Annotated in this window: 23 protein-coding genes and 2 pseudogenes; 9 read left to right on the forward strand and 16 right to left on the reverse strand. The window is 69.5% G+C overall.

The features are described from left to right. Window positions 1–60: 60 nt before the first annotated feature. The 8 genes and pseudogenes from MXD95_RS04590 to MXD95_RS04620 all read right to left on the reverse strand — a co-directional run bounded on the left by MXD95_RS04590 (window position 61) and on the right by MXD95_RS04620 (window position 3,681). Window positions 61–438, reverse strand: a complete 378-nt coding sequence (locus MXD95_RS04590) for a GNAT family N-acetyltransferase (RefSeq protein WP_250639268.1) — start codon at window positions 436–438, stop codon at window positions 61–63. Continuing rightward, complete coding sequence (locus tag MXD95_RS04595; RefSeq protein WP_250639269.1) at window positions 432–641, reverse strand: hypothetical protein; 210 nt, start codon at window positions 639–641, stop codon at window positions 432–434. The genes MXD95_RS04590 and MXD95_RS04595 overlap by 7 nt, the downstream gene beginning before the upstream one ends. Window positions 642–1,121: 480 nt before the next feature. Continuing rightward, entirely contained in the window at window positions 1,122–1,328 is a 207-nt protein-coding gene (locus MXD95_RS04600) for a hypothetical protein (protein WP_250639270.1), read from the reverse strand. Between the two features lie 121 nt (window positions 1,329–1,449). Continuing rightward, window positions 1,450–1,701: a nucleotidyl transferase AbiEii/AbiGii toxin family protein gene (locus MXD95_RS04605; RefSeq protein ID WP_250639271.1), complete on the reverse strand. Its 252-nt coding sequence runs from the start codon at window positions 1,699–1,701 to the stop codon at window positions 1,450–1,452. Between the two features lies 1 nt (window position 1,702). Next, window positions 1,703–1,915 (reverse strand): hypothetical protein, encoded by a 213-nt coding sequence (locus MXD95_RS04610; RefSeq protein WP_250639272.1) that lies wholly within the window; start codon window positions 1,913–1,915, stop codon window positions 1,703–1,705. Window positions 1,916–2,107: 192 nt separating this feature from the next. Then, window positions 2,108–3,124 (reverse strand): DEAD/DEAH box helicase family protein, encoded by a 1,017-nt coding sequence (locus MXD95_RS04615; RefSeq protein ID WP_250639273.1) that lies wholly within the window; start codon window positions 3,122–3,124, stop codon window positions 2,108–2,110. A gap of 84 nt (window positions 3,125–3,208) precedes the next feature. Then, a pseudogene (locus MXD95_RS29135) lies at window positions 3,209–3,286 on the reverse strand (hypothetical protein); the annotation flags it as partial. Continuing rightward, window positions 3,283–3,681: a response regulator gene (locus tag MXD95_RS04620; RefSeq protein WP_250639274.1), complete on the reverse strand. Its 399-nt coding sequence runs from the start codon at window positions 3,679–3,681 to the stop codon at window positions 3,283–3,285. The pseudogene MXD95_RS29135 and the gene MXD95_RS04620, both read right to left, overlap by 4 nt. A 26-nt stretch (window positions 3,682–3,707) precedes the next feature. On the opposite strand from MXD95_RS04620, the pseudogene MXD95_RS04625 reads away from it, so the two are divergent. Further along, window positions 3,708–3,941, forward strand: a pseudogene (locus MXD95_RS04625) (transposase); the annotation flags it as partial. A 115-nt stretch (window positions 3,942–4,056) separates the two neighbouring features. Here MXD95_RS04625 and MXD95_RS04630 read toward each other — a convergent pair. Together MXD95_RS04630 and MXD95_RS04635 are read right to left on the reverse strand one after the other, a co-directional pair. Next, complete coding sequence (locus tag MXD95_RS04630) at window positions 4,057–4,485, reverse strand: type II toxin-antitoxin system VapC family toxin (protein ID WP_250639275.1); 429 nt, start codon at window positions 4,483–4,485, stop codon at window positions 4,057–4,059. Window positions 4,486–4,498: 13 nt separating this feature from the next. Further along, entirely contained in the window at window positions 4,499–4,744 is a 246-nt protein-coding gene (locus MXD95_RS04635; protein WP_250639276.1) for a FitA-like ribbon-helix-helix domain-containing protein, read from the reverse strand. 491 nt (window positions 4,745–5,235) lie between these two features. Between MXD95_RS04635 and MXD95_RS04640 the strand changes: the two genes are divergently transcribed. From MXD95_RS04640 to chrA, 3 genes are all read left to right on the forward strand, one after another. Further along, window positions 5,236–6,054, forward strand: a complete 819-nt coding sequence (locus MXD95_RS04640; protein ID WP_250639357.1) for an SAM-dependent methyltransferase — start codon at window positions 5,236–5,238, stop codon at window positions 6,052–6,054. 44 nt (window positions 6,055–6,098) lie between these two features. Then, on the forward strand, window positions 6,099–6,320 hold the full coding sequence (locus MXD95_RS04645) for a low molecular weight phosphatase family protein (protein ID WP_250639277.1): 222 nt from the start codon (window positions 6,099–6,101) through the stop codon (window positions 6,318–6,320). A gap of 67 nt (window positions 6,321–6,387) precedes the next feature. Next, on the forward strand, window positions 6,388–7,581 hold the full coding sequence (gene chrA, locus MXD95_RS04650; protein ID WP_250639278.1) for a chromate efflux transporter: 1,194 nt from the start codon (window positions 6,388–6,390) through the stop codon (window positions 7,579–7,581). Window positions 7,582–7,707: 126 nt separating this feature from the next. Here the strand turns inward: chrA and MXD95_RS04655 are convergent, their stop codons facing one another. After that, complete coding sequence (locus tag MXD95_RS04655) at window positions 7,708–8,607, reverse strand: M56 family metallopeptidase (protein ID WP_250639358.1); 900 nt, start codon at window positions 8,605–8,607, stop codon at window positions 7,708–7,710. A gap of 17 nt (window positions 8,608–8,624) precedes the next feature. Next, complete coding sequence (locus MXD95_RS04660) at window positions 8,625–9,116, reverse strand: BlaI/MecI/CopY family transcriptional regulator (protein ID WP_250639279.1); 492 nt, start codon at window positions 9,114–9,116, stop codon at window positions 8,625–8,627. Between the two features lie 130 nt (window positions 9,117–9,246). Here MXD95_RS04660 and MXD95_RS04665 point away from each other — a divergent pair, with 130 nt between their 5' ends. Continuing rightward, window positions 9,247–9,777: a DUF2231 domain-containing protein gene (locus MXD95_RS04665; protein WP_250639280.1), complete on the forward strand. Its 531-nt coding sequence runs from the start codon at window positions 9,247–9,249 to the stop codon at window positions 9,775–9,777. A 172-nt stretch (window positions 9,778–9,949) separates the two neighbouring features. Beyond that, window positions 9,950–10,078 (forward strand): type II toxin-antitoxin system RelB family anti-toxin, encoded by a 129-nt coding sequence (relB, locus tag MXD95_RS28410; RefSeq protein WP_285223517.1) that lies wholly within the window; start codon window positions 9,950–9,952, stop codon window positions 10,076–10,078. Window positions 10,079–10,417: 339 nt separating this feature from the next. On the opposite strand, the gene MXD95_RS04670 is transcribed toward relB, so the two are convergent. The 3 genes from MXD95_RS04670 to MXD95_RS04680 form a co-directional block, all read right to left on the reverse strand. Beyond that, window positions 10,418–10,681, reverse strand: a complete 264-nt coding sequence (locus MXD95_RS04670; protein WP_250639281.1) for a hypothetical protein — start codon at window positions 10,679–10,681, stop codon at window positions 10,418–10,420. 315 nt (window positions 10,682–10,996) lie between these two features. Continuing rightward, on the reverse strand, window positions 10,997–11,563 hold the full coding sequence (locus tag MXD95_RS04675; RefSeq protein ID WP_250639359.1) for a dihydrofolate reductase family protein: 567 nt from the start codon (window positions 11,561–11,563) through the stop codon (window positions 10,997–10,999). Between the two features lie 104 nt (window positions 11,564–11,667). Continuing rightward, a complete protein-coding gene (locus MXD95_RS04680; RefSeq protein WP_250639282.1) occupies window positions 11,668–11,871 on the reverse strand; it encodes a DUF7489 domain-containing protein in 204 nt (67 codons plus the stop codon). Window positions 11,872–11,986: 115 nt separating this feature from the next. Here MXD95_RS04680 and MXD95_RS29140 point away from each other — a divergent pair, with 115 nt between their 5' ends. Continuing rightward, window positions 11,987–12,175, forward strand: coding sequence for a hypothetical protein (locus MXD95_RS29140; RefSeq protein ID WP_374121969.1), 189 nt, complete (start codon window positions 11,987–11,989; stop codon window positions 12,173–12,175). Between the two features lie 31 nt (window positions 12,176–12,206). Here the strand turns inward: MXD95_RS29140 and MXD95_RS04685 are convergent, their stop codons facing one another. Further along, window positions 12,207–12,908: a hypothetical protein gene (locus MXD95_RS04685; RefSeq protein WP_250639283.1), complete on the reverse strand. Its 702-nt coding sequence runs from the start codon at window positions 12,906–12,908 to the stop codon at window positions 12,207–12,209. Between the two features lie 156 nt (window positions 12,909–13,064). On the opposite strand from MXD95_RS04685, the gene MXD95_RS28820 reads away from it, so the two are divergent. Further along, window positions 13,065–14,234, forward strand: coding sequence for a sensor histidine kinase (locus tag MXD95_RS28820; RefSeq protein WP_250639284.1), 1,170 nt, complete (start codon window positions 13,065–13,067; stop codon window positions 14,232–14,234). Then, entirely contained in the window at window positions 14,231–14,896 is a 666-nt protein-coding gene (locus tag MXD95_RS04695; RefSeq protein WP_250639285.1) for a response regulator transcription factor, read from the forward strand. Before MXD95_RS28820 ends, MXD95_RS04695 begins: the two co-directional genes overlap by 4 nt. Window positions 14,897–14,906 lie beyond the last annotated feature (10 nt).

Below are 14,906 nucleotides of genomic sequence, written 5' to 3' on the forward strand. Positions count from 1 at the left end.
TCGCCGAAACCGGCCTGACCTGGGACGAGCTGCGGTCAACATGACTCTACGCATTAAAGCTCAGTAGGGCTGGGGATCACCGAGCAGGACGAGCTCGGTCGCGTCGAGGGCGTCGGCGGCGGCGAGGACCGCGTGCATCAGCGCGCTACCGACACCGCGCCGCTGCCAGCGCGGCAGCACCCCGAGCGGGCCGAGGCCCAGCGACGGTCGTCCGCCCAGCTCCGCCCGACTGACGGCCACATGACCCACAATGCCGGCGCCGACCTCACCGTCGACCTGCGCGACCAGCGACAGCGCGGGGACGAGTGTGCCGCCGGCCCGCAGTAGGTCGACGAGGCGCGCCTCGGCCGCACCCGGGCCGTCGGCGGCGGCGAAGGCCTCGCCGTGCACGGCGGCGATGGCCCGCTCGTCCTTCGTCTGTTCCCGGCGTATCAGCATGGCGCCCGATGGTTGCGCCGTCCGGGCTCGCCGGCAACGGCATTTCCCGCGGCCTCGCGTCGCCTGTGGGGCCAACCGGAACCGAGAAAACCGGCGAGGACGGCGCGCAGCTGTTCGATGTTGCCGACGAGCATGTGTCCGCCGGTGGGCAGGACGAGCTCGCCGCAGCCGAGGCGGGCGGTGGAGGAGGCAGGGCGGGGCAAGGGAGTCCTCGGCGGTGAGCAGCAGTATCGGGCAGGTGACGGCGTCGATGCCGATGCGGTCGGCGAGCAGGTCCGGGGCGGTCACCGCGTCGGCGAATAACATCCCGGCGCTGCGCGGGCCTACCGGCAGGGTGGTCCACGATGCCCACGATCACAGTCACGAGACTGACCGAAGCGTCCGGAAACGCCAGCCCCACGGAACGCTTGTTCGACTCGGTAGGTGATGTTCCGGCCGGCGCGGTCACTGGGCATCGTGCGATCGCGAGGCCGGCGTCCCCGCCGAGGTCGGCGAGTGTGCACAGCGGCTTCCCGCGGGCGGCGGGCGAGAGCTTCTCCTCGGCCCGGACGAGCAGTCCGCGGATCGTGTACTCCGGGTCGGTTGCCCTGCCCCGGCGGCGAGCTGCCAGCAGGGATGTACCGTCTGCGGGCGATGTGCGCGGATGCTGGGAGAGGGTCCTGAGATCAGGTCTGACTGAGTCGTCAGGGGTGGTCCGCACGGTCGCCTGGGCCCTCGAGGGAGTCGACGACTTCCTCGAGGAGGAACTGGACCTTCGCATCGATCGGGCGGCCGCTGTAGACCGACTGGACGAGGTCAAGGCCTTCGTCGACGGTGGTGTAGCCGAGCGTGCGGTAGAGGAACGCGATGTCCTCGGCGTCGGTTTCGACGCGGGACGCGAACAGTTTCATGGCAAGCAGATATTCGGCGGAGGCGATGTCGACGGTGAGATGATCGGCCTCGAAATATCTGGTCGCCGGCCGGATCCGGACCGGGCAGGAAGCCTTTCACCGCGTCGTTGAGCCAGTCGCCCTATCCGTCAGGATGAGATGAGTCGGACAGGCCATGGCGTTCGGCGAGTACGAAGGCAGCGGCTCGGACGATGTCGGTCGGCAGGAAGACCGCATCAAGATCGCGCGTGGAGCGGTGTGCGTCATAGGCGAGGGCGAGGGCAGCGCCACCGACGAGGAACAGGTCGGCCTTGGCGCCGCGCCGCCCCAGTTCGTCGTTAAGCTCCTGAAGCAGTCCGATGATCGACTCGCGGTCGAGACCCGGGGCGGTCATGTCACGCCCGTTGGAGGGCGCCGCGGGTGATGAAGATGCCGCGTTTGCGAAACGACAGTGGGGACTCGACCAGCGCCCGGGGATGCAGGCCCTTCAACGCGGTGACGAACCACCAGGGCATCGCTTCGAGGGCGGGGTCGCGCACCCACTGAGGTGCGGGCCAGTCGTCACGGCGGGCGAGATACTCCCCGAGGGCGGCGAAAGCGGCGTCCACGCGCCGGTCGCCGGCCGGCCGTGGCCGGCCGTGGCCGGCCGACCCACATTGCCTGCGCCGCGGAACAGCCCTGGTGGCGCAGGACGCTGGTGTAGTCGTCGAGCAGCTGGACGATGGCGTGCCGCCAGACATCCTGGAGGCGGGCGTCAGCCGAGACTCGATGAAGGTCCCAGGCCGGGACGGCCGCCGCTGCTACGGCACGTTCCGAGTGGCACAGGGATCTCGACGCGACCATGACGTGTGATGATCACGATCGCCAGTGGGTTGGAAATGTCCGAAACCGCCAGGTTTCCGGAACGCTCGTTCTACTCGATGACCGATGTTCCGTCCGGCGCGGTCATCAGGCATCGCTCTTGCCCGTCCTGCGCCTGCACCCCACCGGCTACCACTACTGGCTCGGCCTGACGGCCACCCCCTACCGGCGCGACAAACTCGACGGCGGGCGGGAATCTGGCGGATGGCGTGGGTGAAGGCCGCTGCGGGGAGGTGGTGGCATTCGTCGGCGATGATGAGGCCATAGCCGGCGGTGAGGTCGGCGATGTCGTCGCGGCGGGCGAGGGTCTGCAGGGTGGCGATGTCGATGGTCCCGCGGAGCTTGGTGCGGCCGCCGCCGAGTTGCCCTGTCTTGACGGCGAGGAACTCGGCGATTCTGGTGCGCCGCTGGTCGGCGAGTGTCTTGCGGTCGACGAGGATCAGGGTGGAGGTCTGGTGGGCGGCGATGATCGCGCAGGCGATCACGGTCTTGCCGGAGCCGGGCGGGGCGACGAGGACACCCAGGTCGTGGTCGACGAGGTTGGTGACGGCGTCTCGTTGGGCGGCGGTAAGGGTGGCGGAGCAGGTGAAATCGTGCGGTGTGCCGGGGGCTCGTTCGTCGGCGATGGCCAGGCGGCTGCCGGCCTGTTCGGTGAGGGAGACGACGGTGGGGAGCATGCCGCGGGGAAAGACGAGGCCGCCGTCTACCGTCTCGTCGTGGTTGTGGAGGAACCGGGGGATGCCGTAGGTGGAGGCGCGTAGGCGCTGCCGTTCGTAAAACAGCGGGTTGTGTAGGCAGGCGGCATGTCGCAGGGTCGCGGCCAGTTCCGGGGTGAGCGCGGATTGTTCGAGTCGGATGCCGGCGCCGAGCCGGGCGTGTATGGCCGGTGCGATGGCGGGCCGGGTGGCGGTTGAGGTGGGGGAGAGCAGGGTGGTGACCTCGCTGGCGACGGCCACTGTGCCAAGCCGGTCGATGGCGTGCCTAAGTTCCTGGGGGGTGATGCGGCCGAGGGTGGACAGGTGGGTCCACTGGTCGGCGTGTGGTTCGAGGGTGGCGAGGTCGAGGAAGACGGTGGCGCCGTTACGCCGGGCGGGTTTGAACAGCGGTGCGGCGATCAGGTTGGCGTTGGCTGGCTGGGATTGCGGCCGCCGGCTGTTACGGCCTCCGGGCCGTCGGGGACGATGTCGACCCGGAGCCCGTTCCGTTTCAGGATTCGGGTAGCGACCTCGATGTCGGTGAGCGGCCGATCGACGAGCAGCGGTTTCCGCGCTCTCCGTTCGCCGTCCTTGGCCAGCGTCTTCGCTCGGCTGGCATCAAGGTCAGGGCGGATCGCGACCAGTGCCTCGACAGCACGGCCGGACACCACCGTGGCCCTGCGCAGCAACAGCGTTGCCGTCTCCGATGACCTGTCGGCGACCGGATGCGGCCAGAACGTGCCGTCATGTCCCTGGATCGCCTTGCAGGTGACCCCAGCCGCCTTCAAGGACCGGCCGATCGTTTTGATCTCGCTCATTGGCCGATCAAGGAGTGCGGCCTGCGGATCCGCTGGTCGTCGATCTGGACGCCATGTTGGTCACCGCTCATTCGGAGAAGGAGAGGGCCGACCGGACCTGGAAGAAGGGGTTCGGGTTCCATCCGCTGTGGGCGTTCGCCGACCATGGTGCCGACGGGTCGGGTGAGCCGCTGGCGGTGCTGCTGCGGCCGGGTAACGCCGGGGCCAACACCGCCGCCGACCACGTCACCGTGGCCACGTCGGCGCTGGCGCAGCTACCATGTGTCGCGCACCGACCGCCAACGGGTGGAGCGGAGGCCGGACTGCTCGAACTCCAGGTGGGGGCGGGCTGGACCTGGCCATGGAGAGCTATGTGGGTGTCGCTGCGGAGCTGGGCTACGCGTCGGCGCTCCAGGGGTTGACCAGCTCCAGACCCAGGCCGGTGAAGTCGTTGGTGTTGCGGGTGGCCAGCACGGCGTCGTGGGATCGACAGATGGCCGCGATCTGGGCGTCGAAGCCGCTGATCGGAGCCCCGGCTCGTTCCCGCTCAACCACCACGTCGGCGTAGTGGCGGGCCGCCGTGGCATCGAAGGGCAGGATTTTGTCGCGGAATACCGTAAAGATATCGTCGGCGGTCGCCAGCAGCAGTTCACGACGGCGACCGATCGGCAGTCGGACGATGCCGTAACGTACCTCGGCCAGGTTCACCGAGGTCGTGTTCAAGGTGACAGCCGGCCGGCTGGTCACCCAGGTCACGACGCGGGCGGCTGGTGCCGCGCGCATGAGCTCGGAGATGACGTTGGTATCGAGAACGATCAGCGTCAAGGGCGGTACCCGGTCACGTGGACAGGTCCGCTGCGCGCGGTACCTGTGTACGCGCCGGTAGCTGCAGATCGACGCCACCAAGCGCACCGAACCGGGCGAGCAGCGCGTGAGCGAGACCAGCGGCGTCCTCGGGCTCACTGACCGCCTCAGTGAGGATCGCGCGGATCTCGGCCTCCATCGAACGGCCGTGGTGCGCCGCCCGTACGCGCAGCCGCTCCCGCACGCCGTCGTCGAGGTCTCGAATGCTGACAGCCGCCATCCGGACCACCTCCTGATAGCAATGCTAGCACAGGTAGACACCGGCGACACTGCCGACAAGGCAACCGTGGCGACACGCCCCCTCGGCCCACCAGGTCCGGGTTGCGCCGTCAGCCAAGCACCCCATCGCGCCCATGTCAGCGTCACCGTCGGTGGCGACTGAGGACATCTCGAAGCATCCCCTCGTCGACAATTACTTCAAGCGATCTTCCCGGGGCCCTGGGGCGCGGGTGCGTGCCTTGCCCGCTACGGCGCCGTGCCCTCCGTCTGTCGGCAGACCGAGGCATTCCCCACGCGGTTGGCGTCTATCGGTGGGCGGGTAGTGCCCACCGGGTGACGACGGCCCGCCGACGATGCGGCATAATCGCTCACGGCCCGATTTCGCCCGGTCTGGATGGGTGACGAGGCCTGTGTGCGGATGGAGACCGCCGCCGCGACGAGGGTAGGAGAGGGCGAAACGTGATCGACAGCTCGACCGGCGACTTTCGGTGGATGAACTCCGCGGACCGCTTGGACCCCGCCTCGCTGAGGACAGACGTGCCGCACACCGCGCGGATCTACGATTTCTACCTTGGTGGGAAAGACAATTTTTCGGCCGACCGGCAGGCTGCCGAGCAAACTTTGATGGTCTTTCCGCACGCCCCTATTGCTGCCCGACAGAACCGAGGCTTCGTCCACCGCGCGACGCGGTTCCTCGCGGGCGAGGTCGGCATCCGCCAGTTCCTCGACGTCGGGACCGGCATTCCCACCTCGCCGAACCTGCACGAGGTGGCCCAGGGAATCGCAGCCGAGAGCCGGGTGGTATACGTCGACAATGACCCGATCGTGCTCGCCCACGCCCGGGCGCTGCTCACCAGTACGCCGGAAGGCAAGACAGCCTACCTCGACGCGGACTTGCGCGAACCCGACAAGGTCCTGTCCTCGGACGAGTTGCACGCCGCCATCGACGTGACCCGGCCGGTCGCGCTGTCCCTGATCGCTCTACTGCACTTCGTCTCCGACTCCGACGAGCCTTACGCCTTGGTGCGCCGTTACGTCGAGGCACTTCCGTCCGGTAGCTATCTGGCACTCACCCACGGCACGGCGGACTTCGCGCCAGAGGGGATCGAACGGGCCGCCGAGATTTACCGGCAGCGGGGAATTCCGGGAACCGCGCGAACCCGTGTCGAGGTCGAGCGATTCTTCGAAGGCCTGGAGCTGGTCGACCCGGGTATCGAGCTCGTCCATCGTTGGCGCCCTGACGACCCGAACGCCGACGCTCCCGCTGACGAGCAGGTCAGCGTCTACGGGGGGATCGCCCGAATCCCCTGACCACGGCTCGTTCAGGATGATCGAGTGTCCGTCGACGGAGAATGATGCGGGCAGCGGTTTACGTGATCAGCCTGTGCGACTGGGTCCGGGAGATCTGCCCGCGGTTCCCCGGGCCGGCGGACCCGGTCCACTGGAGCCTCCCCGACCCGTCCCGAGAAGGCGACACTGACGAGGCGACCTATCCGGCGTTCGAGCGGCTCACCGCGGACGTCGAGATCCGCGTCCGGTTCCTGCTATACCTGATCGACCAGCGATCGCGTTCCTGACCAGTCACCGACTCCCGCTGCCTGGGCCGCCGGCGCCGGCTGCATCGCGCGACATCTGGAGCGATCTGTGGACCCGCACGCGGACTCGGCGGCGCCAGCCATCCGTCCCAGCCTCGCCACCCTGATGCGTGAGTGGGGCCGCATCGGCTGCCTCGGCTTCGGCGGCCCACCCACCCACATCGCGATGTTCCGCCAGCTGTGCGTCGAACGGCGAGCCTGGATCACGCCACACGACTTCGAGGACGCGATCGCGGTCTGCAACCTGCTGCCCGGCCCGGCCTCGACCCAGCTGTCGATCTACTGCGCGTGGCGGCTGCGCGGGCGGGCCGGCGCGTTCGTCGGCGGCCTCGCGTTCATCCTCCCCGGACTGGTCGCCATCCTCGCGCTGTCCGCGCTCTTCCTCGCCGGCTCCACACCGCGCTGGGTGCGCGCCGCCGGGGCGGGCGCAGGCTCGGCGGTCGCCGCCGTCGCAGTGCACGCCGCCGCCGGTCTCCTGCCCGCCAGCTGGCAGCGCGCCAAGGCCGTCAGCCGGCTGCGCTGGCCGCTCTACCTCGCCGCCGGCACCGTCGGCGCGGCGACGCTCGGCCCCTGGCTGGTCCTGCTTCTCCTCGGCTGTGGCCTCATCGAACTGGCCGTCCGCGGCAACCGGCCGGGCAGACACGGCGTCACCCGCCTCCCGGCGGCCACCCCCGCGCCCGTACTCGCGGCCAGCACCGCCGCGGCCGGTGGACTTTTCGCCCTGGCCTGGGTCGCGCTGAAGGTCGGCCTGCTGTCCTACGGCGGCGGCTTTGTGATCATTCCGCTGATGCAAGCCGATGCGGTCGACCACTACCACTGGATGAGCGCCGGGCAGTTCCTCGACGCCGTGTCCCTCGGGCAGATCACCCCGGGCCCGGTCGTGCACACCGCCGCCGCCGTCGGCTACGCCGCGGCCGGCGTCGGCGGCGGGCTGCTCGCCGCCGCGGTCGCCTTCGCCCCGTCGTTCGTGTTCATCCTCGTAGGCGGTCCCAACTTCGACCGGCTACGCGCCAGCCCATCGGTGCGCAGCTTCCTCGACGGCGCCGGACCTGCCGCCCTCGGCGCCATCCTCGGCTCCGCCATCCCGCTCGCCCGCGCCCTGCACGAACCCTGGCAGTTCCTCACCCTCGCCGGCGCCCTCGTACTACTCCTCGCCGCCCGCCGCGGCGTCGTCCTCACGCTCCTGGCCACCGCTGCCATCGGCATCGTCGTCGCCGCCGCTGGCGGACCACTCCCCATCTGACCGCCCGCGGTGTGGTCGAACTCGGGATGCCGCGATCGGTGGGTCGGAGCGCGTACTGAAGGGGTGAACGTCGGCGGGTTCACCCCGGCGTCCACGGCGAGGTGGGGTACCACCTCAGATGTCCCGTCACGAGTTCAGCATTGCGACGCAGTCCGTGCCGGCATGGACGGATGCCAGCACCATGACGGCGATCGCTGACGTGAAAATGACCGCGACCAGGGCCGCGGTTCGGTCGGGAGGGGGTGAGTCGTCGAGGAGGGCGGCCATGCGTTCGGGGACCCCGCCGTGAAGGAGGCCTGGACTGCCAGCGTGGCTGGCGCCCCGCCGGGTGCGCGCGGTCGCGAGCGCGGTCTTTCCGAGCGCGCGGGCGAGCAGTCGGCGGTCGCCGATGGCGAGGGCCGCCGCCTCGTCTGCCGCGCGTTCGCAGCTCTGTTCGATCAGGGCCGGTAGCCGGAAAAGCGGCGGGCATACGGCGGCACACCAGGCCGCCGCTATCCGGTACCAGTGATGACGTCCGTCGAGGTGGGCGCGTTCGTGGGCGAGTACGGCGGCCTGCTCCGCGTCGGTGAGGCAGCGCCGCAGCCCGGTGGTGATCGCGATGCGCCCGCCGGTCAGCCCGCCGACAGCGCAGGCATAGGGATCAGGGTCGGCCAGCTCGATGACGTCACCGGTAAGGGGCAGGCGAGCTAGCCGTTCGGCGTGGGCAAGCTCGCGGGTGTGGCGAACGGCGAGCACAGCCATTCTGACCACGGCGGTGAGCAGAGTGCCGGCGGCGGCGGCGGTGGCAAGCAGCGGAACCGCCTTCAGGCTGGCGGGCGCCGCGGTGAGGCCGCCGCGTGCGTCCAGGTAGCCGAGCCGGTCGGTGAAGACGGCGGCCAGCAGGACCAGGCACCACAGCCAGCAGGCGGTGCCGAGGACACCGATGGCTGTCAGGGCGGCGAATCCGCGGCGGTACGGCAGTCGCCGTGCCAACGCGGGGAGCCCGACGGCCAGCAGCGTGTCGCCGATGAGTGGCAGCCACACCATGTATCGCACGGCGTCCCTCACGGCCTCTCGGGTGTGCTGTGCGTCCGTTCGGTCGGGGATTCGCCGTCAGGCTGGCTGTCGCGCCTCGGGGCGGGGGACGCGCCTGTCGCGGGATCGGGACTGGCACGGCGTAGCAGGTCGAGCAGCGTGGCCTCATCGTCCGGCTCGAGGCCCTCGACGAAGTGGCTGAGAACGACGGCGCGGGCGCGACCACCGCCCAGCAGTGAGCGCATCCGCGCCGCGGCATCCTCTGCCGCGCGCCCGCTGGGCGTGTACACGAAGGTGCGCCCGACGGAAGCACGGTCGACCAGGCGCTTGGCGTGCAGGCGGGTCAGCGTCGTCGCGACGCTCGTGTACGCCAGGTCGAAGCCTCCCTCGCGCAGCCCTTCCTGGGTCTGCGCGGGCGTCAGGCCCGTCGCCGCCGTCCACAGGACCGCGAGTACGGCGTTCTCCAGCTGCCCAGCCTCTCGCCGCCCCGGCTCGGCGCCCTCACGGTCCCGTGGAGTCACCGGCCGATCGTATGCGTTCTACTACCCACGTAGTATTACTACTCGGGTAGTAGATGTGGGGTGCCTGCCTGGCTGGTGTCCCTTCCGACGAGCTGCCGGGGTGTCTCCCACGGCGGGATGGTGGAGATTCGTGGGTCCTACCGAGATTCGTGGCCTGCCAGCGCACGTGCTGCTGGTACATGTGGTGGTCGTCCTAGTGCCGGTGGCCGCGGCGATGGTCGTGTGCTCGGCGCTGTGGCCGGCGGCTCGCCGTCGCCTCGGCGTGGCGACGCCGCTGGTCACATTTGTCGCACTCGTCAGCGTCCCGCTCACCACACATGCCGGGGAGTGGCTGGAGGCCCGGGTGCCGTCCACTCCGCTGATCCGACAGCACACCGAGTTGGGTGACTCGCTACTGCCGTGGGTCGGAGCGCTGTTCGTGCTGGCAGCCGGGCTGTGGCTGCTCCAGCGCCGCGCCGCGCCAGCCACCGCTGCCGCCGACACGACCCGTCACCGCGCAGGGAGGTCCGTCCCCACCGCGGTGACGATCACCGTCGCCGTGCTCAGCGTCGCCGTCGCCGTCGGCTCGATCGTCCAGGTCGTCCGTATCGGCGAAAGCGGGGCAAAGGCTACGTGGACCAACAACTTCAGTACCACTCCTTCAGCTGACAGGAGGCCCTGAGCGACCCTCCTACTCCCCGCCACTGACCCGAGGTAGCGGGTCGCGGCTGTGACCGCGTTCCGGCGCCATGGCGCCGCGGCGGCGGCGTGGTGGTGGGCGGGGCTGGTGTGGATGGTCGCGGCGGACAGGCGTCGGATGTGGCGCAGCAGGTGGGCTTCGGCGACAGGAACGCGTGTCCGCCATCGAGCGGGCCAACGTTGATGCCAGCGAGCTGCGCACCTTGGCCGCCTACGTCAAAGCACTCGGCGGACATCTGGAGATCATCGCGGACTTCGGCGGCGAACGGCTCGTCGTCGGTTGAAGGGCGCCACCCCGACGGCCACCCCCACAATCACGGTCGGCAGACGCACCGGAACCTCCGGAACCGCCAGGCACGCGGAACATCCGTTCGATTCAATAGATGTTTTCTGGTAGGCGCGGTCATCGAGCAGCGCCCCTGGTCAGGGTGCGTGTGGCGACTGGGCGGACGGTGATTTCAGGGCCGACAGCCAAGATCGATCGGTTCGGATGCTGGTACACATGGTCCACCCTTCTCTGATCATGCAGCATGAAGCAGACCTCGGTCAGGACGAGATAGCGAACAAGTAGTGGCCGGGGCGTACGGCGCATGAGAGCGACGCTGCGGGCGTGGTGCTCGTCGTCAGTGTCGGCGGCGGCGATCAGCGGCCCGGTGTCCCAGACAATCACTCGGGTCGCGCCCCAGTTCCGAGCGCAGGATCTCGGCCGAACGGGCGGCGAGATCACCCTTGCCGCTGGCCAACGCACCGACGAAATCCGGCAATGGCCACTCGTCGCCGCCGCTTTCGGTCGGCGTGCTCTCGCGCACGAGAGCCAGGATCGGCGCCACCTGCGACTCTGGCAGGCGGTCGATCAGACTGTGCAGCCCGTCCCGCAGGGTGCTCACCTGCCAAGGATACGAGCACCGCACGACCAGCCTCCGAAATCCACCGGCACGCGAGCCGATCGGGGCACCGCAGCCCCCGCACACAAGCATGTTCCGAGGTGACGCAGGAACGTCAACGCGACCCACCACGCCGACGATCACAGCCACGAGGCGGGCCGACGGCGATCTGATTCGGCGTGAAGACGGTGTGGCCGTAGACGAACAACCCGGCGTCCCGCAGAGTGGTCACGAAGTAAGCGTGGATTCGTCCGACAGCTTCGCCGCAGGCCCGCACGGCGAGTTCGACTGGCCGCAGATCGGCCGCCCCGTCGCCGATCAACTGTGTCGGGTCGGCCGATAGGTCAGCACCTGCGTGTGGCCGTCGAAGGTCCGGGCCTCGAGCAGCTCGAGGTCGAAGTCGTCCGCACCGTCGAAGATCCGGTCCACACCGGTCGTCCCGGAGATCACTGGGAAGACCGTCACCTCGATGGTGTCGATCAGGCCGGCGTTCAGCAGCGCCCGGTTGAGCGTCAGGCTGCCGTGGGAGCGCAGCGGCACATCGGATTCGGCCTTGAGGCGGGTGACCACCTCGACAGGATCGCCGGACTCGATGGTCGTGTCCGGCCACTCGAGCGGCTCGGTCAGCCGGCTGGAGAGCACCGTGACGGGGGAGTCGAACATGCGCGTGATCCACCCGTCGAACAGGCTCCGGTCGAAGCCTGCGTTGAGGAACGGCGCGTTCGACGAGTAGGTCTTGGCCCCGAGCACCATGCGCAGCGGGTCGCGGTAGGCAGCGGCGCGATACGCGAGGAATTCGGGGCCCTGCTTGCCCCAGTAGCCGCCCCAGTCGCCGTTGTGGTTGGCGAAGCCGTCGAGCGTGGAGAAGACGTCGAAGGTGTACATGGTAGTCACGGTGGCTCCTTGCGGGAAGTTGGTCGGGCGCCTTGTGGCGGCCCGCCGGTCTTCACCACGTGACGCCAGGGCGCCGCGCGGTGACTCCGCCCGCGTCACGCGGGACGCGGGTCGTGGCCGGCCTCCTTGACCAGCCGGTCACCGACCTTGATCTCTTTCCAGATGGCACGGCTGACTTGGATCTTCTCCTCGTGTCCGCTGTCGTGCCGGATCGTCACTCGGCGGTACAGGTTCGATCCGTCCAACAGCGCGCGGGACTTCTTCACCACCACTGCGCTCCATGCAGTCTCGTCGCTCACGGGTTCCGTCCTCCGAGTCGGGTTTGATGACGCCGCAGGGAAAGTTAATACTGATTAATAAGTCTGGGCGTACGGTCTCCTGTGTGCCGCATCCCAGGCGACCGATCTCCGTGCGATCGTCTCGGCGGCCGTCGAGGTTCTCGACGAGCGGGGCCTCGATGGCCTTTCCAAGCGCGCGATCGCGACTCGGATTGGGGTTCGTCGGCCCTGGCCCGGAATGCCCGGAGCCTGCGCCGAGCGATGCTTTCGGGCCGCGACAGCGCACGGCTCATCGCCACGGCGGGTCCCCACGGCCGGGATGTGAACGTGTCCAGACCGGATTGCTCGAACCGCGATCAGCCGGCGGACATGGCGGTGTGCGCGCGGCGGCGAATGTCGGCAGGGGCGTGCCCGCGGCGCAGGATCGCGGCACCGATCGCACCGGTCCACAACATGTTCACGACGCCGATGCTGGCAGTGCTTCCCCAGCCGTTGGCAGCGTAGAAGTTCGCCGGGTCCATGCCGAAGAACAGCGAGGGCACGAAGGCGAGGTTGACCATGGCGAGTAGGACCGACCCGTTGCGGACTCGACGCGGCAGGGAATGCGTGCGGTGCACGGCGACGGCCAGGCCGATCAGGAACGTGGCGAACAGCAGACGGGCGATCGGGCCGTGCAACAGCGCCATCCCGTTGGCGAGGGGGCCGTCGATGGTGGGGTCCTTGGACCCGTCGGGGTACTCGAGCGCGACACCGGCCTCGAGCGAGGCGGCGACCAGGGTCATCACGGCGTACCCGAGACCGGACGTACACGCGATCTCACCGGCGAGTCCGGCACTACGGCCGAGCACCCGCCTCAGTCCGGTCGTGAAGACCAGGAAAAAGGTGAGGACCACGACTGTGATCAGGACCCGGAGCAGCACGTTGCTCGCAGGGGGAGGCCCGGAGTACACGAAGTACAGCGGCACCATCACCAGTGACAGGGCGCAGACCAGGAGGGCGCACGTGCCGGTGAGTGTGCGGTCCGCGGCGGTAAAGGTGAAGCGGTCAGTAGTGGTCATGGCTATGACCGTGCCAAGGACGGCCGCCCGGCCGCTGCGGCCGGGCGGCGCTTCCGGGTGTCCTTCGGTCGACACTTCGACGTCGGGACGTCGACTTTGGTCGATGGCCGTGCCACTGCTCCGTTCCCGTCCACCCGAGAGCCATACATTGACCGGGTGAGCACAGCCCCGCGACGAGAGGCGGCGATCAACGCCGGGCTGGCCGTCGCGGCCCTGGCGGTCGGCCTGACCAGTGAGCAGAACGTCCTCTACGGCGTCACCGATCGGCCGGTCGCCCTGCGGGCGGCGGACATGGTCCTGGGCGCGGGCTGCTTCGCCGGGATCTGGATCTGGCGCAGCCGCCGCCCGGTGGCGTTCGCCGTGGTGGCCATCGCGATCGGCGTCGTGTCCACGCTGGCCGGCGGAATCGGACTGATCTGCGCGTTCACGGTCGCGGAGCACCGGCGATGGCGCACCGCCGTCGCGGTCAGCGCCCTGGCCGCACTCAGCATCGTGCCCGCCCTGGCGCTGTACCCGGTTTCGCACGCCGTCCGCGCCTTCACCGTCGGCGCGCTGGCGACGTTCGGGGTCACCGGTTGGGGGATGTTCGTCCGGGCGCGCCGTCAGCTCTTGGACTCCCTGCGCCTACAGTTGCGCGACGCCGAGCACCGGGCCGTCGAACGAGCCGCGGCTGCCAGGCGCGCGGAACGCGAGCGCATCGCCCGCGAGATGCACGACGTCCTGGCTCATCGCCTCTCCCTGCTAGCCGTACACGCGGGCGCGCTGGAGTACCACCGCGGCGCCTCCGCCGAGGAGGTCGTCACCACAGCGGCGATCATCCGCAGCAACAGCCACCAGGCGCTAAACGAACTGCGCCAGGTCATCAACCTCCTGCGGGCCGCCACACCCGCAGGACAGCTGCCTCAACCCACGCTGGCCGACCTGCCCGCGCTGCTGGAAGAGTCCCGCAGCGCCGGGCTCGAGGTCTCCTGCGCGGTGTCCCCGCGAGTGCTCCAGCACGTCGAGCACAGCCCCGCCTCGACCGGCAGCACCCTCTACCGAGTTGTGCAGGAAGCCCTCACGAATGTGCGCAAGCACGCCCCACAAGCGCGGGTCCGCATTGAGGTGTACGACACCGGCGACGGCATCGAGGTGTCGGTCCGCAACCACGCCTCCCCCGCCGCCCACAGGCACGCGGCGCCACCCGGCTCTGGGACCGGGCTCACGGGGCTCCGGGAACGCGTGAGCCTCAGCGGCGGCCGGATCGAATACCAGCCAGTCGCCGACGACGGCTACCAGCTCCGCGCCTGGATGCCGTGCGCCGCAACGGAGCAGCGAACGACATGACCATCCGCGTACTGATCGTCGACGACGATCCCCTGGTCCGCAGCGGGCTGGCCTTCATGCTCCGGGCCGCGCCAGGCATCGAGGTGCAGGGCGACGCTGCCGACGGAGACCAGGTGCCGGCTGCCGTGGCCGCGCTGCGTCCGGACGTCATCCTGATGGACCTTCGCATGCGCCGGGTCGGTGGCATCGCCGCGACACGTGCGTTGCACGTCATGCCGCAACCCCCGAAGGTGCTCGTCCTCACCACCTTCGACGCCGACGAGGAGGTACTCGCGGCGCTGGCGGCCGGAGCCGCGGGGTTCCTGCTCAAGGACACCCCACCCGCCGACATCGTGCACGCCATCGAACGGGTCGCCAACGGAGACCCGATGCTCTCGCCATCGGTCACCCGACGCCTGATCAACCTGGCCGGCGCCCGCGCCGGCACCAGCGCTCGGGACACAGCCCGCGCCCGACTCTCCGCTCTCACCGAGCGAGAGTTCGAGGTCGCGCTCGCGCTCGGTAAAGGCCTGTCCAACGCGGAGGTTGCCCACGTCGCCTACATGAGCACCGCCACCGTCAAGGCCTACGTATCCCGACTGCTGGACAAACTGCAAGCCACCAACCGTGTACAGGTCGCCTTGCTCGTTCAGCAGGCCGACTTCCCCGACGCCGAGCACTGACATGGTCCCC

Source organism: Frankia sp. AiPa1, assembly GCF_023243075.1.
GTDB lineage: Bacteria > Actinomycetota > Actinomycetes > Frankiales > Frankiaceae > Frankia.

What these genes read in the sequence shown, in the direction of transcription:
- MXD95_RS04590 (WP_250639268.1), bottom strand. Translation starts at nt 438, where the DNA reads ATGCTGATACGCCGGGAACAGACGAAGGACGAGCGGGCCATCGCCGCC.
- MXD95_RS04600 (WP_250639270.1), bottom strand. Translation starts at nt 1,328, where the DNA reads ATGAAACTGTTCGCGTCCCGCGTCGAAACCGACGCCGAGGACATCGCG.
- MXD95_RS04605 (WP_250639271.1), bottom strand. Translation starts at nt 1,701, where the DNA reads ATGACCGCCCCGGGTCTCGACCGCGAGTCGATCATCGGACTGCTTCAG.
- MXD95_RS04620 (WP_250639274.1), bottom strand. Translation starts at nt 3,681, where the DNA reads ATGAGCGAGATCAAAACGATCGGCCGGTCCTTGAAGGCGGCTGGGGTC.
- MXD95_RS04635 (WP_250639276.1), bottom strand. Translation starts at nt 4,744, where the DNA reads ATGGCGGCTGTCAGCATTCGAGACCTCGACGACGGCGTGCGGGAGCGG.
- MXD95_RS04640 (WP_250639357.1), top strand. Translation starts at nt 5,236, where the DNA reads ATGAACTCCGCGGACCGCTTGGACCCCGCCTCGCTGAGGACAGACGTG.
- MXD95_RS04645 (WP_250639277.1), top strand. Translation starts at nt 6,099, where the DNA reads ATGCGGGCAGCGGTTTACGTGATCAGCCTGTGCGACTGGGTCCGGGAG.
- MXD95_RS04655 (WP_250639358.1), bottom strand. Translation starts at nt 8,607, where the DNA reads ATGGTGTGGCTGCCACTCATCGGCGACACGCTGCTGGCCGTCGGGCTC.
- MXD95_RS04675 (WP_250639359.1), bottom strand. Translation starts at nt 11,563, where the DNA reads ATGTACACCTTCGACGTCTTCTCCACGCTCGACGGCTTCGCCAACCAC.
- MXD95_RS04685 (WP_250639283.1), bottom strand. Translation starts at nt 12,908, where the DNA reads ATGACCACTACTGACCGCTTCACCTTTACCGCCGCGGACCGCACACTC.
- MXD95_RS04695 (WP_250639285.1), top strand. Translation starts at nt 14,231, where the DNA reads ATGACCATCCGCGTACTGATCGTCGACGACGATCCCCTGGTCCGCAGC.